The sequence below is a fragment of the Azospirillum sp. VT-I1 genome (assembly GCF_055698305.1).
In genome coordinates, this window is record NZ_CP168800.1 from 2,711,310 (window position 1) to 2,729,787 (window position 18,478).

19 protein-coding genes and 1 pseudogene are annotated in these 18,478 nt (G+C 67.4%); 6 read left to right on the top strand and 14 right to left on the bottom strand.

Annotated features, from left to right (window positions below; translation table 11 throughout):
* Window positions 1–16: 16 nt before the first annotated feature.
* The 5 genes from AB8P05_RS13075 to AB8P05_RS13095 all read right to left on the bottom strand — a co-directional run bounded on the left by AB8P05_RS13075 (window position 17) and on the right by AB8P05_RS13095 (window position 5,357).
* The gene (locus AB8P05_RS13075) at window positions 17–802 is read right to left on the bottom strand and encodes a glucose 1-dehydrogenase (protein WP_472758238.1); all 786 of its coding nucleotides are present in this window, start codon (window positions 800–802) and stop codon (window positions 17–19) included.
* An 81-nt stretch (window positions 803–883) separates the two neighbouring features.
* Window positions 884–2,008: an acetoin dehydrogenase dihydrolipoyllysine-residue acetyltransferase subunit gene (locus AB8P05_RS13080; protein WP_472758239.1), complete on the bottom strand. Its 1,125-nt coding sequence runs from the start codon at window positions 2,006–2,008 to the stop codon at window positions 884–886.
* 185 nt (window positions 2,009–2,193) lie between these two features.
* Window positions 2,194–3,225, bottom strand: a complete 1,032-nt coding sequence (locus tag AB8P05_RS13085; RefSeq protein ID WP_085088627.1) for an alpha-ketoacid dehydrogenase subunit beta — start codon at window positions 3,223–3,225, stop codon at window positions 2,194–2,196.
* Window positions 3,226–3,261: 36 nt separating this feature from the next.
* Window positions 3,262–4,245, bottom strand: coding sequence for a thiamine pyrophosphate-dependent dehydrogenase E1 component subunit alpha (locus AB8P05_RS13090; RefSeq protein WP_472758240.1), 984 nt, complete (start codon window positions 4,243–4,245; stop codon window positions 3,262–3,264).
* A 32-nt stretch (window positions 4,246–4,277) separates the two neighbouring features.
* On the bottom strand, window positions 4,278–5,357 hold the full coding sequence (locus AB8P05_RS13095) for an ATP-NAD kinase family protein (protein ID WP_472758241.1): 1,080 nt from the start codon (window positions 5,355–5,357) through the stop codon (window positions 4,278–4,280).
* Between the two features lie 332 nt (window positions 5,358–5,689).
* On the opposite strand from AB8P05_RS13095, the gene AB8P05_RS13100 reads away from it, so the two are divergent.
* Window positions 5,690–7,093, top strand: a complete 1,404-nt coding sequence (locus tag AB8P05_RS13100) for an FAD-linked oxidase C-terminal domain-containing protein (RefSeq protein WP_472758242.1) — start codon at window positions 5,690–5,692, stop codon at window positions 7,091–7,093.
* Window positions 7,094–7,248: 155 nt separating this feature from the next.
* On the top strand, window positions 7,249–7,521 hold the full coding sequence (locus tag AB8P05_RS13105) for a hypothetical protein (protein ID WP_472758243.1): 273 nt from the start codon (window positions 7,249–7,251) through the stop codon (window positions 7,519–7,521).
* Between the two features lie 143 nt (window positions 7,522–7,664).
* On the opposite strand, the gene AB8P05_RS13110 is transcribed toward AB8P05_RS13105, so the two are convergent.
* On the bottom strand, window positions 7,665–7,955 hold the full coding sequence (locus tag AB8P05_RS13110) for a hypothetical protein (protein ID WP_472758244.1): 291 nt from the start codon (window positions 7,953–7,955) through the stop codon (window positions 7,665–7,667).
* Between the two features lie 89 nt (window positions 7,956–8,044).
* Window positions 8,045–8,524, bottom strand: a complete 480-nt coding sequence (locus AB8P05_RS13115; RefSeq protein WP_472758245.1) for a YaiI/YqxD family protein — start codon at window positions 8,522–8,524, stop codon at window positions 8,045–8,047.
* 162 nt (window positions 8,525–8,686) lie between these two features.
* Between AB8P05_RS13115 and ettA the strand changes: the two genes are divergently transcribed.
* Window positions 8,687–10,363, top strand: a complete 1,677-nt coding sequence (gene ettA / locus AB8P05_RS13120; RefSeq protein ID WP_472758246.1) for an energy-dependent translational throttle protein EttA — start codon at window positions 8,687–8,689, stop codon at window positions 10,361–10,363.
* Between the two features lie 81 nt (window positions 10,364–10,444).
* Here ettA and AB8P05_RS13125 read toward each other — a convergent pair whose 3' ends face one another.
* The 7 genes and pseudogenes from AB8P05_RS13125 to AB8P05_RS13155 all read right to left on the bottom strand — a co-directional run bounded on the left by AB8P05_RS13125 (window position 10,445) and on the right by AB8P05_RS13155 (window position 15,585).
* A complete protein-coding gene (locus tag AB8P05_RS13125; RefSeq protein ID WP_472758247.1) occupies window positions 10,445–11,581 on the bottom strand; it encodes a YsnF/AvaK domain-containing protein in 1,137 nt (378 codons plus the stop codon).
* A gap of 5 nt (window positions 11,582–11,586) precedes the next feature.
* Complete coding sequence (locus AB8P05_RS13130) at window positions 11,587–12,033, bottom strand: YsnF/AvaK domain-containing protein (RefSeq protein WP_472758248.1); 447 nt, start codon at window positions 12,031–12,033, stop codon at window positions 11,587–11,589.
* 18 nt (window positions 12,034–12,051) lie between these two features.
* Window positions 12,052–12,192: a hypothetical protein gene (locus AB8P05_RS13135; protein WP_174471667.1), complete on the bottom strand. Its 141-nt coding sequence runs from the start codon at window positions 12,190–12,192 to the stop codon at window positions 12,052–12,054.
* A gap of 157 nt (window positions 12,193–12,349) precedes the next feature.
* Entirely contained in the window at window positions 12,350–12,628 is a 279-nt protein-coding gene (locus AB8P05_RS13140) for a hypothetical protein (RefSeq protein WP_472758249.1), read from the bottom strand.
* A gap of 146 nt (window positions 12,629–12,774) precedes the next feature.
* A pseudogene (locus tag AB8P05_RS13145) lies at window positions 12,775–13,845 on the bottom strand (pentapeptide repeat-containing protein); the annotation flags it as partial.
* A 199-nt stretch (window positions 13,846–14,044) separates the two neighbouring features.
* The gene (locus tag AB8P05_RS13150) at window positions 14,045–14,629 is read right to left on the bottom strand and encodes an MlaC/ttg2D family ABC transporter substrate-binding protein (protein WP_472758250.1); all 585 of its coding nucleotides are present in this window, start codon (window positions 14,627–14,629) and stop codon (window positions 14,045–14,047) included.
* A 170-nt stretch (window positions 14,630–14,799) separates the two neighbouring features.
* Complete coding sequence (locus tag AB8P05_RS13155) at window positions 14,800–15,585, bottom strand: MlaA family lipoprotein (protein WP_455171194.1); 786 nt, start codon at window positions 15,583–15,585, stop codon at window positions 14,800–14,802.
* A 455-nt stretch (window positions 15,586–16,040) separates the two neighbouring features.
* Between AB8P05_RS13155 and AB8P05_RS13160 the strand changes: the two genes are divergently transcribed.
* The 3 genes from AB8P05_RS13160 (at window position 16,041) to AB8P05_RS13170 (ending at window position 18,454) form a co-directional block, all read left to right on the top strand.
* Complete coding sequence (locus AB8P05_RS13160; RefSeq protein ID WP_472758251.1) at window positions 16,041–17,027, top strand: ArsR/SmtB family transcription factor; 987 nt, start codon at window positions 16,041–16,043, stop codon at window positions 17,025–17,027.
* On the top strand, window positions 17,024–17,917 hold the full coding sequence (gene metF / locus AB8P05_RS13165; protein WP_472758252.1) for a methylenetetrahydrofolate reductase [NAD(P)H]: 894 nt from the start codon (window positions 17,024–17,026) through the stop codon (window positions 17,915–17,917). Before AB8P05_RS13160 ends, metF begins: the two co-directional genes overlap by 4 nt.
* 63 nt (window positions 17,918–17,980) lie before the next feature.
* Entirely contained in the window at window positions 17,981–18,454 is a 474-nt protein-coding gene (locus AB8P05_RS13170) for a DUF29 domain-containing protein (protein ID WP_472758253.1), read from the top strand.
* The last annotated feature ends 24 nt before the right edge of the window (window positions 18,455–18,478 follow it).

The window sequence follows — 18,478 nt, forward strand, 5'->3', positions numbered from 1 at the left end:
CGGCGTTTGCGGTTGCTTAGGCGAACACCATTCCGCCATCGACCAGCAGAGACTGGCCGGTCATGAAGTCGCTGTCGGACGAGGCGAGGAAGCGGGCGACGCCGACCAGATCGTCGGGCCGCGACGGCCGGCCCAGCACGGCGCCGGCGGCGAACATGTCGAAGGCCTCGTTTTCCGACTTGGTGATGCCGGTGTCGCGGAATCCCTGGTCGATGATCTTCCACATCTCGGTCGCCACCACGCCGGGGCAGATGGCGTTGGCGGTGATGCCGTCCTTGCCGAAGCCGCGGGCGGCGGCCTGGGTCAGGGCCACCACGGCGAACTTGCTGGCGGAGTAATGGGCCAGCGGTTCGTAGCCCTGCTTGCCGGCGATGGAGGCGGTGTTGACGATCTTGCCGCCGCCACCCTGTTTCCTGAACGTCTTGATCGCTTCCTGCATGCCGATCAGCACGCCCATCGCGTTCACGTCGTTGATGGTGTGCCAGTCGTCCTCGGTGATGTCGAGGAAGGGCTTGGTCTGGGCGATGCCGGCATTGTTGAAGATCACGTCGAGCCGGCCATGGGTCTTCACCGTCTCGTCGATCATGCGGCGGACGGCGGTGCGGTCGCGCACGTCTACCGTGACGGCGATAGCGCTGCCGCCGGCGGCACGGATGGCGTCCGCCACCTGCCGGGCGTCGGCCTCGGTGCGGTCGGCGATGGTGAGATTGGCGCCGTCGGCGGCCAGCGCCTTGGCGATGGTGGCGCCGATGCCGCGGCCGGCGCCGGTGACGATGATGCTCTTGTCCTTGAGGTCAGGCATGAGCGGTCTCCTGCCGGCGCGCTGGCGGACAGCCTGCGCGCCGGTGGCGAGGGGTTCGGAATTGAAGAACGGGGAGGTGCCTCAGTTCGCCTTGGCGATGTGGTCCTTCAGCAGCGCGTTCACTTTGCCGGCCGCCTCCATCTGCACCATGTGGCCGGCACCGGGGATGACGGCGACCTGTGCCGTGTTTGCCAGCGCCTGGGCGTGATCGGCCGGGATGACGCGGTCCTCCTCGCCCCACACCACCAGCGTGGGCGTCCTGGCGTCCGCGATCCCGGATGCCAGCACGCTGGCCTGCCGGCCCTCGGCGAACAGCGAGGCCGACAGCGCCCGCAGCGCCTCGTCCACGCCGTCCAGCCGCTTGTACTTCAACAGGTCGTCGACCATCTGGCGGCTGACGAGGCCGCGGTCGGCGAACAGCGTCTCCAGGACGGGCTTCAGGTCGCGGCGGGAGGTCGCACCGACGAAGCCCTGGATGTAGCCGTGGTCGATCTGCTCGCCGAGACCGGCCGACGCGATCAGCGACAGCGACGCCACCCGACCCGGCGCGTCGAGCGCGGTGCGCATCGACACTGCCCCGCCCATGGAATGGCCGACGAAATGGGCGCGCTCCACCCCGACACTGTCGAGGAAGCCCAGCACCGCCTTCGACAGGCCGGACAGGCTGGGATCGGCCATCTGCTTGGTGGATTGCCCATGGCCGGGCAGGTCGAGCGCATAGACGGTGGCGTTTTCCGCCAACGCGTCGATGGTGAACAGCCAGTTGTCGAGGTCGCCGCCGAAGCCGTGGACAAGCAGGACGGTCGGACCGGTTTCGCCACGCTTGGCGTATCGGATGCTGCCGGCCGGTGTTTCGGCGGTGTGGTACTGCGGGCCGGAGTCCGCCTCGCCGTCGTCTTCGGCGGCCGGGACGGCGTATGCGCTGATGAAGGCGTCGATGTCGTCATCCGGCACGTCGGGCTCGGCCAGCACCGCGATCAGCGCCTTGACCGGATAGACGGTGCCGGGTTCACCCAGCACGCGGCGCAGGACGCCGGTTTCACCGGCTTCGACCACGTTGGTGATCTTGTCGGTCTCGACCTCCAACAGCTCATCGCCGATGGAGATGGTGGACCCCGGCCGCTTCAGCCAACCGGTGACCTTGCCCTCCGACATGGACAGGCCCCACTTCGGCATGACGATGGGCTTGATGCGCTCGTTCAACATGGAACTCGGTCTCCTGGGAATGCTCTTTTGATTGGGGCGTGGTGCGGCCCCGAAGTTCTTTGCCCCCACCCCGACCCTCCCCGCTGGGCGGGGAGGGGGATTGCCACTTGTTCGGGAGGGGGCGGAGTTCCCTCCCCGCCCAGCGGGGGAGGGTTAGGGTGGGGGCACTCAGGCCGGCCCCTGCCTCACGCCGCGATGCTGCGCGCCCCCTTGGGCGACAGCGTGCGCCGCACGGCGCCGGCGATGCTGTCGGCGCTGGGGACGTACAGATCCTCCAGCGACGGCGCGAAGGGCACCGGGGTGTGCGGCGCCGTCACCATCTGGATGCCCGCCTTCAGCGCCCCGAAGGCGTTCTGGCCGACGAAGGCCGCGATATCGGTGGCGAGGTTGCAGCGCGGGTGCGCCTCGTCCACCACAACCAGCCGACCGGTGCGCTCGACGCTCTCGATGATGGTGTCCCAGTCGATGGGCGACAGGGTGCGCAGGTCGATCACTTCGGCCTCGGTGCCGTCCTTGGCCAGAGCCGTGGCCGCCTCCATCGCGCGATGGACGGTCAGGCCGTAGCTGACGATGGTCACGTCGTCGCCGTCGCGCAGCACATTCGCCTCGCCGAAGGGGATGGCGTAGCTTTCCGCCGGAACCTCGCATTCCAGGCCGTAGAGGTTCTTGTGCTCGCAGAAGATCACGGGGTCGTTGTCGCGGATCGACTGGATCAGCAGGCCCTTGGCGTCATAGGCGTTGCTGGGGCAGACCACCTTCAGGCCGGGGATGTGGGTGAACAGCGGGGTGAGCATCTGCGAATGCTGGGCGGCGGCACGGAAGCCGGCGCCGACCATGCCGCGGATCACCACCGGCGTCTCGGCCTTGCCGCCGAACATGTAGCGGAACTTGGCGGCCTGGTTGAAGATCTGGTCGAAGCAGACGCCCATGAAGTCCAGGAACATCAGCTCCGCCACCGGCCGCAGCCCGCAGGCGGCGGCACCGATGGCGGCACCGATATAGGCGGATTCCGACAGCGGCGTGTCCATCAGCCGGTCGCCATGCTTGGCGTACAGCCCCTTGGTGACGCCCAGCACGCCGCCCCAGGCATCCTCCTCGCCCTGGGCGCCGGTGCCGCCGACGATGTCCTCGCCCATGACGATGACGGTGGGGTCGCGGCGCATCTCCAGATCCAGGGCCTCGTTGATCGCCTGCTTCATGCTGATCTTGCGGGACATGTGTTTCCTCCGCGTTTTGGCGTTTCTTGAATGGGCTCAGTAGGCGACGTAAACGTCGCGCAGCAGGTCTTCCGGCGCGGGCAGCGGGGCGGCCTTGGCGGCGCGCGTGGCGTCCTCGATCAGCGCGTTCACCTCGCGGTCTATGGCCTGCAACTCGTCGCGGGAAATCACCCCGGCCTCGATCACCCGTTCCGACAGGATGGTCAGGCAGTCGCGCGAGGCACGGATCGCCTCCAGCTCGCCCTTGGCGCGGTAGGTCTGGGCGTCGCCTTCGAAATGGCCGTAGAAGCGGACCATGTTGCATTCCAGCAGCGCCGGGCCGCCGCCGTCGCGGGCGCGGCGGATGATCTCGCCGGCCGCCTCGTACACCGCGAAGAAGTCGGTGCCGTCCACCGTGACGCCCGGCATGCCGAAGCCGGTGGCGCGGTCGACATAGCTGTCGCAGGACACCGCCCATTCCATCGCGGTCGATTCGGCGTAGCCGTTGTTCTCGACCACGAAGACCACCGGCAGGTTCCACACGGCGGCGAGGTTCAGGCTCTCCAGGAAGGTGCCCTGGTTGGACGCGCCGTCGCCGACGAAGGTGATGCCGACGCCGCGGTCGCCGCGCACCTTGGCCGCCAGCGCCGCGCCGCAGATCAGCGGCGCGCCGGCGCCGAGGATGCCGTTGGCGCCCATCATGCCCTTGGACAGATCGGCGATGTGCATCGACCCGCCCTTGCCCCGGCAGGCGCCGGTGCTGCGGCCGTAGATTTCCGCCATCATCGCATGGACGTCGACGCCCTTGGCGATGCAGTGGCCGTGGCCGCGGTGGGTGGAGGCGATGCGGTCGTTGTCGTTCAGGTGCATCATGATGCCGGTGGCGCAGGCCTCCTCGCCGGCATAGAGGTGGACGAAGCCGGGGATGTCGCCCTTGGCGAAATCGACGTGCAGCCGCTCCTCGAACTCGCGGATCGTCCGCATGGTGCGGTAGGCCTTCAGCAGCTCGTCCTTGCCGAGGGGGAAGGGATTCTGGGCCATGAGGTGTTTTCTCCCTGACTGGTGTTTGGTGGTTAGAAAGCGGCCGTGACGGGCACCGGGGTGCCGGTCAGCAACCGGTTCTGGCCGGCGTGCCGCATGACCGCGGCGACGTTGACCGTGCGGAAGGCGTCGTCCCGGAGCGTCAGGGACAGACGGTCGCGTTCGCTGAAGGACAGTTCGCGCTCCCCATCCAGCGCGATGGAGCCGGCGGTGACCTCCGGCACGAAGGCCACGTCGGCGGGCATGCGGCGCCAGTCGGTGATGCCGACCTCGGCCATCATCCCAGGCGCGATGGGGGCGTGGAGCGTGGTGGTTCCCTTGCGGCAGTCGCCCCGGTGATTGGCATCCGGTGACAGCCGCACCATCAGGCCGCCGCTCTCCTCGCGGCCGACGGGTTCCAGCAGGCCGGCGATGGCCGACATGCCGATCACCTCCGGGTCGGCGAAGGTGACGTAGAGTTCGCGGAAATTCTCGGTCCGCCACAGGGCGCGGGCGCCGATGTAGCGCTCCGTCACCAGGGCGACATCGACCAGCGCCATATCGGTGACGGCGCCGCCGTTCGCCCCGCGGTCGAGGAACACGTCGATGCGCTTGTTGGCGGCAAAGGCGATGTGCGGCGGCACCCGGCCGGTGACCGCCAGCCCGGTGGCGAGGCCGGTGATGGTCGGCTCGCGATGTTCGGGGAAGGCGTTGTTGGTGCCGGTGGAGATGCCGGCGATGGGAACGGACCCGCATTCCGCCGCCACCGCCCGGTGGGTGCCGTCGCCGCCCAGCACCACCAGGGCCGAGACACCGGCCCGCCGCATCTCCGCGGTGGCACGGTGGGTGTCGGCGACGGTGCCGGTGACAGGCATGGAAACCGGGTGAAGGGCAGGGTAGATGTCTTCGCCTCTTGCCCTGGCGCGCATCATGCCGCGTTCGACATGGGCGCGGATGCCGCCATTCTCCGGCATCATCAGCACGTCGCGGACGCCGCAGGCATGCAGCGCCGCCAGCACCCGCAGCAGGATGTTCGCCCGGTCGGCGATCTGCAGGCTGGTGGCGTTGGCGACGACCCGGCGGATATCGCGGGCGGAAACCGGATTGGCGACGATGCCGACGACCGGAGCCAAGATTGCACCTCCCCCTCGTTGATGCGCGCCGTTGATCGACGCGCGGTTCGAGGGGGTAAGAGCAACCACCGTGCCAGATGGTCAGTTCAGCGGATTTTCTTTATTTTCAACGGTTGGCGCCGGTGCAGCGGGGTGGGGCGCTGCAACAGGTGTTGCATGGACTGTTGCGCCGCCGGTGCAACAGGTGTGGCGGTTCAGGTGTGAGGGGAGAGCCAACCTGTGGCGTCCCGGCATTCCACCCCTGCGCATCGCCCGTCTTGCCAAGCATTCACCCGCCGCTTTAGCCTCGCTTGGTCATACGAATGAACCATCGACCGGGGAGGATAACACCCATGACCGTCATCGCCACCACCCAGCCGCGCGCGGCCCTGACCGAGGAGGCTCGGGCCGAGCTGACGGCTCTGCTGGGCGACCGGTTCACCACCTCCCTGCCGGTGCGCGAGCATCACGGCAAGGACGAGTCCTATCACACGCCCTTCCCACCGGACGGCGTCGCCTTTGCCAATTCGACCGAGGAAGTCAGCGCGATCGTGAAGATCTGCGCCAAGCACAAGCTGCCGATCATCCCGTTCGGCACCGGCACCTCGCTGGAGGGCGGCATCGCGGCGCTGGCCGGCGGCATCACCATCGACCTGTCGGGCATGCAGCAGATCCTGCGCGTCAGCCCGGAGGATCTCGACGTCACCGTCCAGGCCGGCGTGACCCGCAAGCAGTTGAACGAGCATCTGCGCGACACCGGCCTGTTCTTCCCCATCGATCCCGGCGCTAACGCCTCGCTGGGCGGCATGTCGGCGACGCGGGCCAGCGGCACCAATGCCGTGCGCTACGGCACCATGCGCGAGAATGTCCTGGGCCTGACCGTGGTGCTGGCCGACGGCCGCGTCATCAAGACCGGCGGGCGGGCGCGCAAGTCGGCTGCTGGCTATGACCTGACCCGGCTGTTCGTGGGATCCGAAGGCACGCTCGGCATCATTACCGAGGTGACGCTGAAGCTCTACGGCATCCCGGAAGCGATCTCGTCCGCCGTCTGCGCCTTCCCGACCATCAAGGGCGCCGTGGACACCGTGATCCAGACCATCCAGATCGGCGTCCCCGTCGCCCGCATCGAACTGCTGGACGAGGTGCAGATCGACGCCGTCAACAAATACTCCAAGCTCGACTATGCCGTCGCTCCCACCCTGTTCTTCGAGTTCCACGGCACCGAGGCCGGGGTGAAGGAGCAGGCGGAGATGGTCGCCGCCATCGCGGCCGAGCATGGCGGGATGGAGTTCGCCTGGGCCACCCGGCCGGAGGACCGGTCGAAGCTGTGGCAGGCCCGGCACGACGCCTATTACGCGGCCTTGGCCCTGCGTCCAGGATCCAAAGGCTGGCCGACCGACGTCTGCGTGCCGATCTCGCGCCTTGCCGACTGCATCCTGGAGACCAAGCAGGATCTGGCGGAATCCAACATGCTGGCCCCGATGGTCGGCCATGTCGGCGACGGCAACTTCCACCTCGTCTATGTCCTCGATCCCGAGAACCCGGCGGAACTGGCCGAGGCGCAGCGCCTTGCCGACAAGATGGTGACCCGTGCCCTGGAGATGGGCGGCACCTGCACCGGCGAGCACGGCATCGGCTATGGCAAGATGGCGTTCCTGGAACAGGAGACCGGCGAAGCGTTCAACGTCATGGGCGACCTGAAGCGGGCGTTCGATCCGGACAACCTGCTGAACCCGGGCAAGGTGGTGCGAGTGTAATCATAAGCAAGTCTTCGATTGCATATGCAATGGGCGCTAACTCTTAAGGATTGGTCTTTCCTTGTGAAGCTCTGATTATCGCTCCTACCATTGGGAATGCCGACTGTCGGCGCGGTGCGACTATCCCGTCGCGCCGCCCAATGTGGAGCCCGGCCATGAAATTTGCCGCCCTCGCTCTTTCCCTCGGTGTGCTGTCGTTTGCTGCGCTGCCGGCGGGTTCGCCCGCAATGGCGGACGACAACGCCAAATGGGTGGCCCAATGCATGAAGGATAACGCGGATGCCAAGGTGTCGGAGGCGGTCGTGAACAAGTACTGCGTCTGCATGAACGACAAGATGGACAGCAACGAAACCCGGACCATCACACAGTGGGAAAAGGCCAATCCCGAAGCCCGCAAGGCCTGCGAGAAGGCTGCCGGCTGGGAGTGATTCTTTCCCCTCCGACTGCCGAGGCTGTTCGGGCAGAAAAGCGGCCCGCTTCCGAGTTGAGGCGGGCCGCTTCTTTTACATTGGCAATCGATACGTCGAGATCGATGGCCCTTTGAAAGGAATGATTTCGTTTAAACGGTCAATCAAAGGCATTCCGCGACAGCGGCATAAGTATATCCGTTGTTGATTGGCCCTGTATATTTTTCCATTTTCAGCGAATGAATTTTGATTGCTGAATTGCAGGCCTGGACGAATATTCCTTCGATTTCTTGACGGGCTTTCGTTTCTTCCGGCGTGAACTGAATGATGCCTCTCATCCCAAACCCAGGCTTGTTGTTGGGAAGCATTGTTGGTATGGGCTTGTTTGACACCTGATCCACCGCACAAGCCGAGAGGGAAATCGCGGCGAGGATCATCAGGCTGATTGCGCGCATGGCGAGGTCCTAACAATTTAAAATAGGCATCAAAAGTCCACAGGGTATTGTGGACTGTCAAGTGCTGTGCATCCGCATTTCATTGCCCCTTACCGGAACCTCGGCCGCCGCCCCGCCTTCAGCGCCTGTACCGCCTGGTCCAGCGTCTGCAGGAACTGCGACTTGTCGCGCTGGCTCATCGGGGCGTTGCCGCCGCTGACCACGCCCATGTCGCGCAAATCCTGCATCAGCGCGCGGGTGGCGAGTGCGGAACCGACGCTGTCCGGGGTGAAGGGCCGACCGATCGGGCCGATCACCACCGCGTCGCGCTTCACGCAGCGGTCGGCCAGCGGGATGTCCGCCGTCACCACGATGTCGGTCGGACCGGCATGCTCGGCGATCCAGTTGTCGGCGGCGTCGAAGCCGTCGCTGACCACCACCAGCTCCGCCATGCACTCCGTCGGCAGGCGCAAGGGCGCGTTGGCGACCAGCCACACCTTGCAGCCGGTGCGGCCGGCGACCTTGTAGATCTCCGCCTTGACCGGGCAGGCGTCGGCATCGACGTAGATTTCGACCTTGGGGCTGACCAATCCTATTCCTCCCGATTTGGCCCGATCCCGGCCGGGCGGCTCAACAAGGTTTCATGAAAGCCCCTTATGCGCTAAAACCGGACCCTAGCGACAGGGTGCCGTGGAACCGCAAGGCAGGGGCGGCGCCAATTCTCACATCTTTTCGGAAGGTCGGAGCGGCGCATGGCGTCCTACCAGTATGTCTATGTCATGAAGGGCCTGACCAAGGTCTATCCTGGCGGCAAGAAGGTTCTCGACAACGTCTGGCTCTCGTTCCTGCCGGGTGTGAAGATCGGCGTGCTCGGCGTCAACGGCGCCGGTAAGTCGACCCTGATGAAGATCATGGCCGGCCTGGACAAGGATTTCTCCGGCGAGGCCTGGGCGGCCGAGGGCGCCAAGGTCGGCTACCTGCCGCAGGAGCCGCAGCTGGACCCGACCAAGAACGTCCAGGAAAACGTCATGGAGGCGCTGAAGGAGACGAAGGCGCTGCTCGACCGCTTCAACGAAGTGTCGAACCTGATGGCCGATCCGGACGCCGACTTCGACGCGCTGCTGGCCGAACAGGGCGAGCTGCAGGAGAAGATCGACGCGGCCGACGCCTGGGACATCGACCGCACGGTCGAGATCGCCATGGACGCCCTGCGCTGCCCGCCGGGCGACGCCGACGTGACCAAGCTGTCGGGCGGTGAGAAGCGCCGCATCGCGCTGTGCAAGCTGCTGCTCGAGAAGCCCGACCTGCTGCTGCTCGACGAGCCGACCAACCACCTCGACGCCGAATCGGTCGCCTGGCTGCAGAAGCACCTGGAGGACTACAAGGGCACCGTCGTGCTGGTCACCCACGACCGCTACTTCCTGGACAGCGTCACCGGCTGGATCCTCGAGCTCGACCGCGGCGCCGGCATTCCGTGGGAAGGCAACTACTCGTCCTGGCTGGAGCAGAAGCAGAAGCGCCTGGAGCAGGAAGGCCGCCAGGAAGAATCGCGCCAGAAGCAGCTGGCCACCGAACTGGAGTGGATCCGGCAAAGCCCGCGCGCCCGTCAGGCCAAGAGCAAGGCGCGCATCACCGCCTACGAAACCTTGCTGGCCGAAAGCGGCAAGGAGCAGGCCGGCGAGACGAAGATCGTCATCCCGGTTCCGCCGCGCCTGGGCAACGTCGTCATCGAGGCGGAGAACATCGCCAAGGGCTTCGGCGACCGCCTGCTGATCGACGGCCTGTCCTTCCGCCTGCCGCCGGGCGGCATCGTCGGCGTCATCGGCCCGAACGGCGCCGGCAAGACCACCCTGTTCCGCATGATCACCGGGCAGGAGGGGCCGGACGCCGGCACCTTCCGCGTCGGCGACACGGTGAAGCTCGGCTATGTCGACCAGAGCCGCGACAGCCTGGACGCCAAGAAGACGGTGTGGGAGGAGATCTCCGACGGGCTGGATCTGGTGGAGCTTGGCAAGAAGACCATGCCCAGCCGCGCCTATGTCTCCAGCTTCAACTTCCGCGGCCCCGACCAGCAGAAGAAGGTCGGCCAGCTGTCGGGCGGTGAGCGCAACCGCGTCCACCTCGCCAAGATGCTGAAGTCCGGCGCCAACGTCCTGCTGCTCGACGAACCGACCAACGACCTGGACGTCGACACCCTGCGTGCGCTGGAAGACGCGCTGCAGAGCTTCGCCGGCTGCGCCGTGGTCATCAGCCACGATCGCTGGTTCCTCGACCGCATCGCCACCCACATCCTGGCCTTCGAGGGCGACAGCCACGTCGAATGGTTCGAAGGCAACTTCCAGGATTACGAGGCCGACAAGAAGCGCCGCCTGGGCGCCGATGCCGACCAGCCGCACCGCATCAAGTACAAGCCGCTGGTGCGCAGCTGATCCTGTTGTCTGAATGAAAAAGGCCGCCCCCTCCGGATGGAAGGGGCGGCCTTTTTTCATGCCTGCAGTCCGTTCGACCGGTCAGCGGGTGACGTCGTCCGGCCGGTCGGAGCGGCGGTCGCGCAGGCTTTCGTCCCGCGTGTCCTCGATCTCCACTTCGGTGCGGCGGACGGTGTCGCGGACGCTCTGGGCACGTTCCTCGACATCCTTGCGGACCACCACGGTCTCGCGGACATGGGCGGTCTTGCTGACCACCGCCTCCTCGTCGGTCTCCGTCACCTCGATGGTGCGTTCGCGGAAGGCATCGGCCGGAACGTCGGCGCTGCCCTCCACCATGCCTCCGGGGCGGCGTTCGACGGTCACGGTCTCGTCGCGCAGGCGCACCTGCTCCTCCACCGGCGTCTCGACGACATAGCTGCGGACGCGGACGCCGCCGCGCTCGACCGTGCGCTTGCCGATGTTGACCTGCTCCTCGACGACCGGGATCTGCTCCTCCCGCTCCGAGGTGCCGGTGCGGGTGGTGCGGGTGCTCTCGGTGTTGACGTCGCGCATCGCGGCGGCGGCCCCGGTCAGGCCCGCGCCGCTGGTGCTGGTGCCCATCCCCGTCCCCGTCCCTGTCGTGTCGATGGCGGTCCGGCCGGGCGAATAGCGCAGGCGCTCCTCCTCCGCCGAGCTGTCGTCGTAATAGTCGGCCCCCTCGTCGAAGCCGGTCCAGCCGGACTCGCGATAGGCGGTGCCGCGTTCCTCGACATCCACGACGTTGCCGCGCTCCAGTACCTCCATGGCGCGGTCGACATCCTCTTCGTCCAGGCGGAGCTTCAGCAGCGACCCGCCGCGGCGCACGCCCTCGGCATAGACCTGCGCATCGTGGTTGGGAATGCCCCAGCCCGACAGGCGGGTGAGAATGCCGCCGGCAGTCGTACCGGTGGTCGCGCCCATCCCGGTGCCCATGCTGCTGCCGGGCACGGTGTTGGGCGACGCGACATAGCCGGTGGACAGGTCGGTGGGGGCCATGCCGCTGGCGGCCCCGACCGACGAATCGCCGGTGGTGGTGCCGAGCCCGCTGGTGCCGCTGCCGCCGCTCCAGCCGCCGCTCGTCAGGTCGGCATGGGAGAGGATTTCGACGGCGCTGGATTCGAAGCCGGCGGCCTGCAGGTCGCGCGACGCGGTCTCGGCCTCGGATCGGTGATCGTAGAGGGCGACGATGGTCTTGGTCATCGGCTTTACTCCTCGGACGTGAACTGATTGGTGGGTTCGGATGGTCCGGAAGGATGCGGGGTCGCGATCCGCTCCACCGCGGCCTCTTCGGAGCGCAGCGTGACGGGCTGTTCGACCTGGACGGTCCGCCGGGTCTTGCGGATGTGCAGCTCTTCGCGCAGCACCAGACGGCGCTCCACCACCAGAATTTCCTCGACCAGCGGGATCACGGTGACGTCGCCCTCCTGGCGGATGCCGGGATGGGCCTCGATCTCGCGGTCGATGGGGATGCGGGTGACGGTGGCCTCTTCCTGCTCCAGCGCTTCGCGGACCAGTTCCTCGCGTTCGGACACACGGGTGGTTACCCGGACACGGCTTCGCTCGACCCGCTGCTTGCCGACGGTCACCGACTCGTCGTGCAGGGGAATGACCGCGTCGCCGCTGCCCGGGGGCGGTTCAGTCTCGGCCGTCATGGCGGCTGGCGCCGCGGGTCAGCGGAACAGGAGGTAGAGGACGATCGCGACCACGATCAGGCCGATGATGATCCACATCCAGTTCATGCCCGAACTGCCGGCCGCGCCGTCGGAGCCGTCATAGACGCCAACTTTCCTGGGCTTCTGTTCGTCTGCCATGGGAGCCTCCTTTGGGGATCGACCGGCGGGTTCGAGCCCCCATCCGGCATGCTCCCTTCAAACAGGGGCTGTTCTGGATCGTTCCGCCCAATCGTTCCGGGCATTCAACGATCCTATCAAATCAAACGATCAAGGGCAGGAAGACCGGACCGGCACCTCAGCCGGCCATCTTCTGGTGTTCCAGGAAGGCGGTCTTCAGCAGCGCTTTCAGGTCGTCGCCATACTGGTGGAAGCGGACGGACAGCTGGCCGCGCTCCTCGTCGCGGTGCAGCACCACGAGGTTGGCGACGGCCGTCACCTCCTGCCGGTCGGCCAGCACGACGCGGGCCTGGAAGGTCTGGCCGCGCTGGTAGGGCTGGTTGACCGCCAGCAGGCACAGCCCGCCCACCGACCAGTTGCGGGCGGGGAAGCTGCCATGTTCTGTGTGGACCACCATGCCCGGACGCACGAAGCGCTTCTGGCGTCGCCGCTCCTCCGGCGGGGGAGGGGGAAGGGGCTGGAGGCGCTGGGCATGTCGATGCCCGAGCCGTCCGTCAGCGCGTTCTGGAAATTCGCCCCGCGGACCACCGCAGGGCCCATGGTGGAGGCGCGCAGGTCGGCGTCGGAGAAGTCGGCGCCCTCGAAATTGGCCGGCCAGTCGCGGCCGCCGGCCAGCGGCACCGGGCGGGCGTCCACCCCGTTCATCAGCGTGTGCGCCAGATAGGCGCGGCGCAGGGTGGCGCCGCGCAGCACGGCGTCGCGCAGGTCGGCCTCGTCCAGGTCGATGTAGGACAGCTCCGCCATTTCTAGGCTGGCCTTGGTCAGGCGGGCGCCGGGCAGGCGGCAGCGGCGCAGCCTGGCCGCCGCCAGCGTCCGCCCATGCAGGTCCGCCCCCGCCACCGACACGAGGTCGAGGTCGAGCCGCGCCCCGTCGGTGCCGCCGCTATCGACCCAGCGTTCGTGCCGCTCCACCAGCTCCAGGAACTCGGCCACCGGCATCGCGGTGTAGTTGGGCTGGACGATGGCATCGGGGGGTAGGGCGAAGGGGATGAAGGTGCGGGTCAGGGTGGCGTGGTCCATCACCGTGTTGCCGAACACCACCCCATCCAGATTGGCCCCGCAGAAATCGGTGCCCATCAGCACGGCCGAGGTCAGCTCCGCCCCCGTCAGGTCGGCGTCGTTCAGGTCGGCGCCGGTCAGGTCGCAGCCGCTGAAGTTGGCGCCGGCCAGGATGGACCGCTCCATCTTCGCTTCGGTCAGCCGGGTGGTGCCGGTGCCGCGCGCCGTCGGGCTGCCGTCCGCGCCGCCGCTGTCGACCAGCTCTCCGGCGCGGAAATCGGCGCCGCGCAGGTTGGCGTCGGTCAGCAGCGCGCGGTGCAGGTTGGCCCCGCGCAGGTCGGCGCCGGTCAGGATGGCGCCCGACAGGTTCACCGCCTCCATATCGGCGCCGAACAGGTCGGCCTGCGACAGGTCGGCCTTCACCATGCGGGTGTTGCTGAGATTGGCCCCGGCCAGCTTGGCCCCGGCCAGCGACACCCGCTCCAGGTTCAGCCGCGACAGGTCACGGAAGCTGAGGTCGGCGCGACGGCCGCTGGACGGCCGCTTGAGCCACGCCTGATGCGCCTGGATGATCGTCCGGAGTTCGTCGATCTCTTTGGGATCGCGTTCGGCCATGGCGTGGGAGTCCCGGATCCACCGTATGACGAAAGACAGGAGCGTCGGCGCAACGATAGCCCGTTCGGGCAGGCGCGTCACGAATTCTGAGCGGCGTGCCGCCGCCGCCGTGGTGAGGGCGGCGGCCGGACATGGAAAAGGCCGCCCTCCACGGGGGAGGACGGCCTTGGCCGGTTGGGTTGCTTCGCCGCCTTGCCGGTCAGCCGGCGCGGCCGACCTTCTGGCGTAGGGCCTGGATCAGGCCGTCGATGCGCCCGCCGTTCTGCTCGACGACGGAGGCGAATTCCTGCCGCTGGGTCACGCCCATGCTGACATTCTCCACCACCACGTCGATGATCTTGAAATCGGCACCCGACTTGCGGACGCGCCAGCTGACATTCACCGGCGGACCGTTGGGACGCACGATCTGCGTCGTCACCATGGTGTCCGCCTCACCGGCCGGGGAGGTGCCGGTGATCTTGAAGGTCTCGCCCGAATATTCGACGAAACGCTCGGCATAGGTGTTGACGATCAGCTGCTCGAACAGCTTCTGGTACTCGGCCCGCTGAGCCTCGCTGGCGCTGTTCCAGTAGCGGCCCAGCACCCAGCGGCCGATGTACGGCACGTCGAAGCCGGCGTACAGCAGCGTGCGGAAGCGCTGGATCGCCTGATCGCGCGACAGGCTCTTGTCCGAGAAGGTTGCGATGGCGTCGTTCCCCAGTTTCTGGATGAACGCGCTGGCTCCCTGGTCCGCGCCCTGCGCGGCGGCGGGGGAGATGAAGGTGTGCCCGGCCCAACCGCTCACCGCGAGCAGGGCAGCGCACGCGACTAACTTGCGGCGTGTCAGCATGGTAGGGCGAAAGGTGGCGGTTGCTGCGGCATTGTCAACGGTCATGTGGCCTTTTGGGGTCCTGTGACCTCGGGGATCCGAAATCCATAGGCGTCCGGCCGGCGGACCGGCCGGACGATCCGGGATCAGGGCTTCGGCGGGGTGGAGTAGTCCGGGAATTCTGGCGAGGCCGCCGCCTTGTTGTTGGCGATCGCCGCACGGCGCTGCTGCTGGTACAGGCTGCGCGCGGTGGCGTAGAAGTCCAGCGAGTTGCGGCGCAGGTCGTCGACCTCCTTCAGGATCTCCGACCGGCGGTCGACGGCGCCGACGACGGCGCGGCCGACCAGCATGCCCTTGTGGTCGGTGCCGTAGGCCCAGATGCGGACCGGGTCGCCGACGGTGTCGACGGCATAGCCGGCGGTGTCGCGCAGGTTCGACGGGCCCAGCAGCGGCAGCACGATGTACGGACCGTCGCCCACGCCCCACACCGCCAGCGTCTGGCCGAAATCCTCCGGCGCGTTCGGGATGCCGGCCTGGGTGGCGACGTCGGCGAGGCCGCCCACGCCCAGGATGGTGTTGGTCAGGAAGCGCCCGGTGGCGTTGGACGCCCCTTCCACATTGCCCTGCAGCAGGTTGTTGGCGATGTAGAGCGGCGACATCAGGTTGTCGATGAAGTTGTGGATCGCGTCGCGGACGGGATCGGGCACGACGCCCACATACACCTCGGCAGCCGGACGGATCACCAGGATGTCCGCCGCCTCGTTCGCGGCGAAGACGAAGCGGTTGGGGATTTCCAGCGGATCGTTGACCTGATAGGCGGCGTCCGTCGCGCCCGAGTCGCCCGGGTTGGTTGCGCAGGCCGTCGCCGTCAGGGCGAATGCCACCACGGTGGCCGTACGGAGGAGGGAGCGGGAAAGGCTGGCCAGCTTCATGTGCGACGGCTCTTTATCAGTGGGCTCGACTCGGTGCGGGTCGCCGCATGTCCTGTCCACAACCGAAGACTCCGGTGGCGGACGTCTTCAACCCTGGCAAGGTGGCTACGCGGTCGGGGGGAAGATTGGGCGAGATATCGCAGAATTTCCACCGTTTCCTGACCTAACACAGGCTTTGCGGTTTGACCAGCATGCGCAGTCGAGGCTTTTCCGGTGGCACGGCGATTGTGACGGCTTTGCCGCAGCACCGCCGGAGAGCTTGCGCGCCGCCGCTTTCGACCTTGGACCGCGCGGTTCGGCAGGGCGCCGGACGCCTCCGGGAACCGGCCCGCGGCCGGGGGACGCGAAAAGCGGTTTACGACGCATAAAGATATCTTTATATCTGTATTCGGGCTGGCGGGGCGTGGTGTCCCGTCCGGCCGCACCCCTCCCTGGCCCGAATCGGACGTGAGGCGATGGACGATCTGCTGGCGACGCTGAAGGCGGCGGCCGAGACCACGCGGTTGCGGCTGCTGGCGCTCTGCGCGCATGGCGAGCTGACGGTGACCGAACTGACCCAGATCCTGGGCCAGAGCCAGCCGCGCGTCTCGCGCCATCTGAAGCTTCTGTGCGACGCCGGGCTGCTCGACCGCTTCCGCGAGGGCACCTTCGCCTTCTACCGCCTCGCCGAGAAGGGCCAGTCGGCCGAACTGGCGCGCGTTCTGGTCGATGCCATTCCCGACGAGGATCCGACCCTGACGCTGGATCTGGAACGGCTGGACGCGATCAAGCGCTCCCGCTCGGAGACCGCCGCCGCCTATTTCCGTGAGAATGCCGCGCGCTGGCACGAGATCCGCTCCCTTCACGTTGCGGAAGGCGAGGTCGAGGCCGCTCTGCTGCGCCTGTTCCCGAAGGAGGGGGTGGAGGAGCTGCTGGATATCGGCACCGGCACCGGACGGATGCTGGAGGTGCTGGCCGGGCGCGTCCATCGCGCGATCGGGGTAGACCAGTCGCGCGAAATGCTGGCCGTCGCCCGCAACCGGCTGGAGGAGGCGGGGCTGCGCCACTGCCACGTCCGGCAGGCCGACATGTACCAGCTGCCGTTCCCCTCCGGCTCCTTCGACGCCGCGGTGATCCATCAGGTGCTGCACTTCACCGAATCGCCGGCCGGCGTGCTGGCCGAGGCGGCGCGGGTCCTGCGCCCCGGCGGGCTGCTGCTGATCGTCGATTTCGCTCCCCACCATCTGGAAGCCCTGCGCGAGGAGCATGCGCACCGCCGGCTTGGCTTCTCGGATGCCGAGGTCGCCGGCTGGTGCCGGCAGTCGGGGCTGGATTGCGGTCCGGTGGTGCATCTGCCGGGCGATCCGCTCACCGTTTCCATCTGGCCGGCCACCCGCCTCGCGGCCGGCATCCAAACCCAATCCCCGAAGCCCGCCCACTCGCTCAGCGGAGTTCCGTCATGACCGCGCCCACCTCTGCGCTGCCCTCCATCAGCTTCGAGTTCTTCCCGCCCAAGTCGGAGAAGATGGAGCAGAGCCTGTGGCAGTCGATCCGGCGGCTGGCTCCGCTGTCGCCCGGCTTCGTTTCGGTGACCTACGGCGCCGGCGGCTCGACCCGCGAGCGCACCCACGCCACCGTCTGCCGCATCCAGGCGGAGACCGGCATTCCGGCCGCCGCCCATTTCACCTGCGTCGGCGCCACCCGCGACGAGATCGACGCCATCGCCCGCACCTACTGGGATGCCGGCATCCGCCATCTGGTGGCGCTGCGCGGCGACCCGCCGGAGACCGCGGGCGGCGTGGGCGGCAAGTACGAACCGTTCCCCGGCGGCTACGCCTATGCCGCCGATCTGGTTGCGGGGATGAAGCGCATCGCCGACTTCGAGATCTCGGTCGCGGCCTATCCGGAATCCCATCCGGAGGCGCCGAGCGCCCAGTTCGACCTGGACAACCTGAAGCGCAAGGTCGATGCCGGCGCCACCCGCGCCATCACCCAGTTCTTCTTCGACAACGACGTCTATTACCGTTTCCTCGACCGCTGTGCGGCGGCCGGCATCCATGTGCCGATCGTGCCCGGCATCCTGCCGATCACCAATTTCGCCCGCGCGGTGGAGTTCGCCGGCAAGTGCGGCGCGTCGATGCCGGCGAAGCTGGCCGAGACCTTCGAGGGCCTGGACGACGACCCGGAGACCCGCCATCTCGTCGCCGCGACCGTTGCGGCGGAGCAGTGCCAGGAGCTGCAGGCGCAGGGGGTGCACGATTTCCACTTCTACACGCTGAACCGGTCGGACCTGACCATCGCCATCTGCCGCATGCTGGGCGTGAAGGCCAAGGCGGCACCGGTGGCGGGGTAGGGCGCGGCTGTCACGGTTTCGTGTTAGAATCGCCGCACATCCGCGGAAGAGGGGCGTTGCGCCATGGACAGCCGGATCGGATACGACACGGACTTCTACGCCTGGACCGAGGAGCAGGCGCGACTGCTGCGTGAGGCGTCGCGCGAGCGCATCAACACGCCCATCGACTGGGAGAATGTCGCGGAGGAGATCGAGAGCATGGGCCGGTCGGAATTGCGCGCGGTCGAAAGCGCGCTGGTCCGTGTGATCGAACATCTGCTGAAATTGGAATATTCTCCGGCTGCTGACCCACGCGGCAATTGGCGCCGTACCGTTCGCGAGCAGCGCGACCAAGCAATCGACGGACTGGAGGACAGCCCCAGCCTGCGCGGCAAGATCGACCTCGCCAAGTCATACAGGCGTGGCCGCGACTATGCGACGGAGGGGCTGGAGCAGGACAGGTTGCCCACCGACCAGCTTCCGCCCGATTGCCCCTATTCACTGGAACAGCTTCTCGACGAGGACTGGTGGCCCACCAGCCGCCACGGCCTCACCTGAATCCGCTTCTGCCCCGAACCCGCC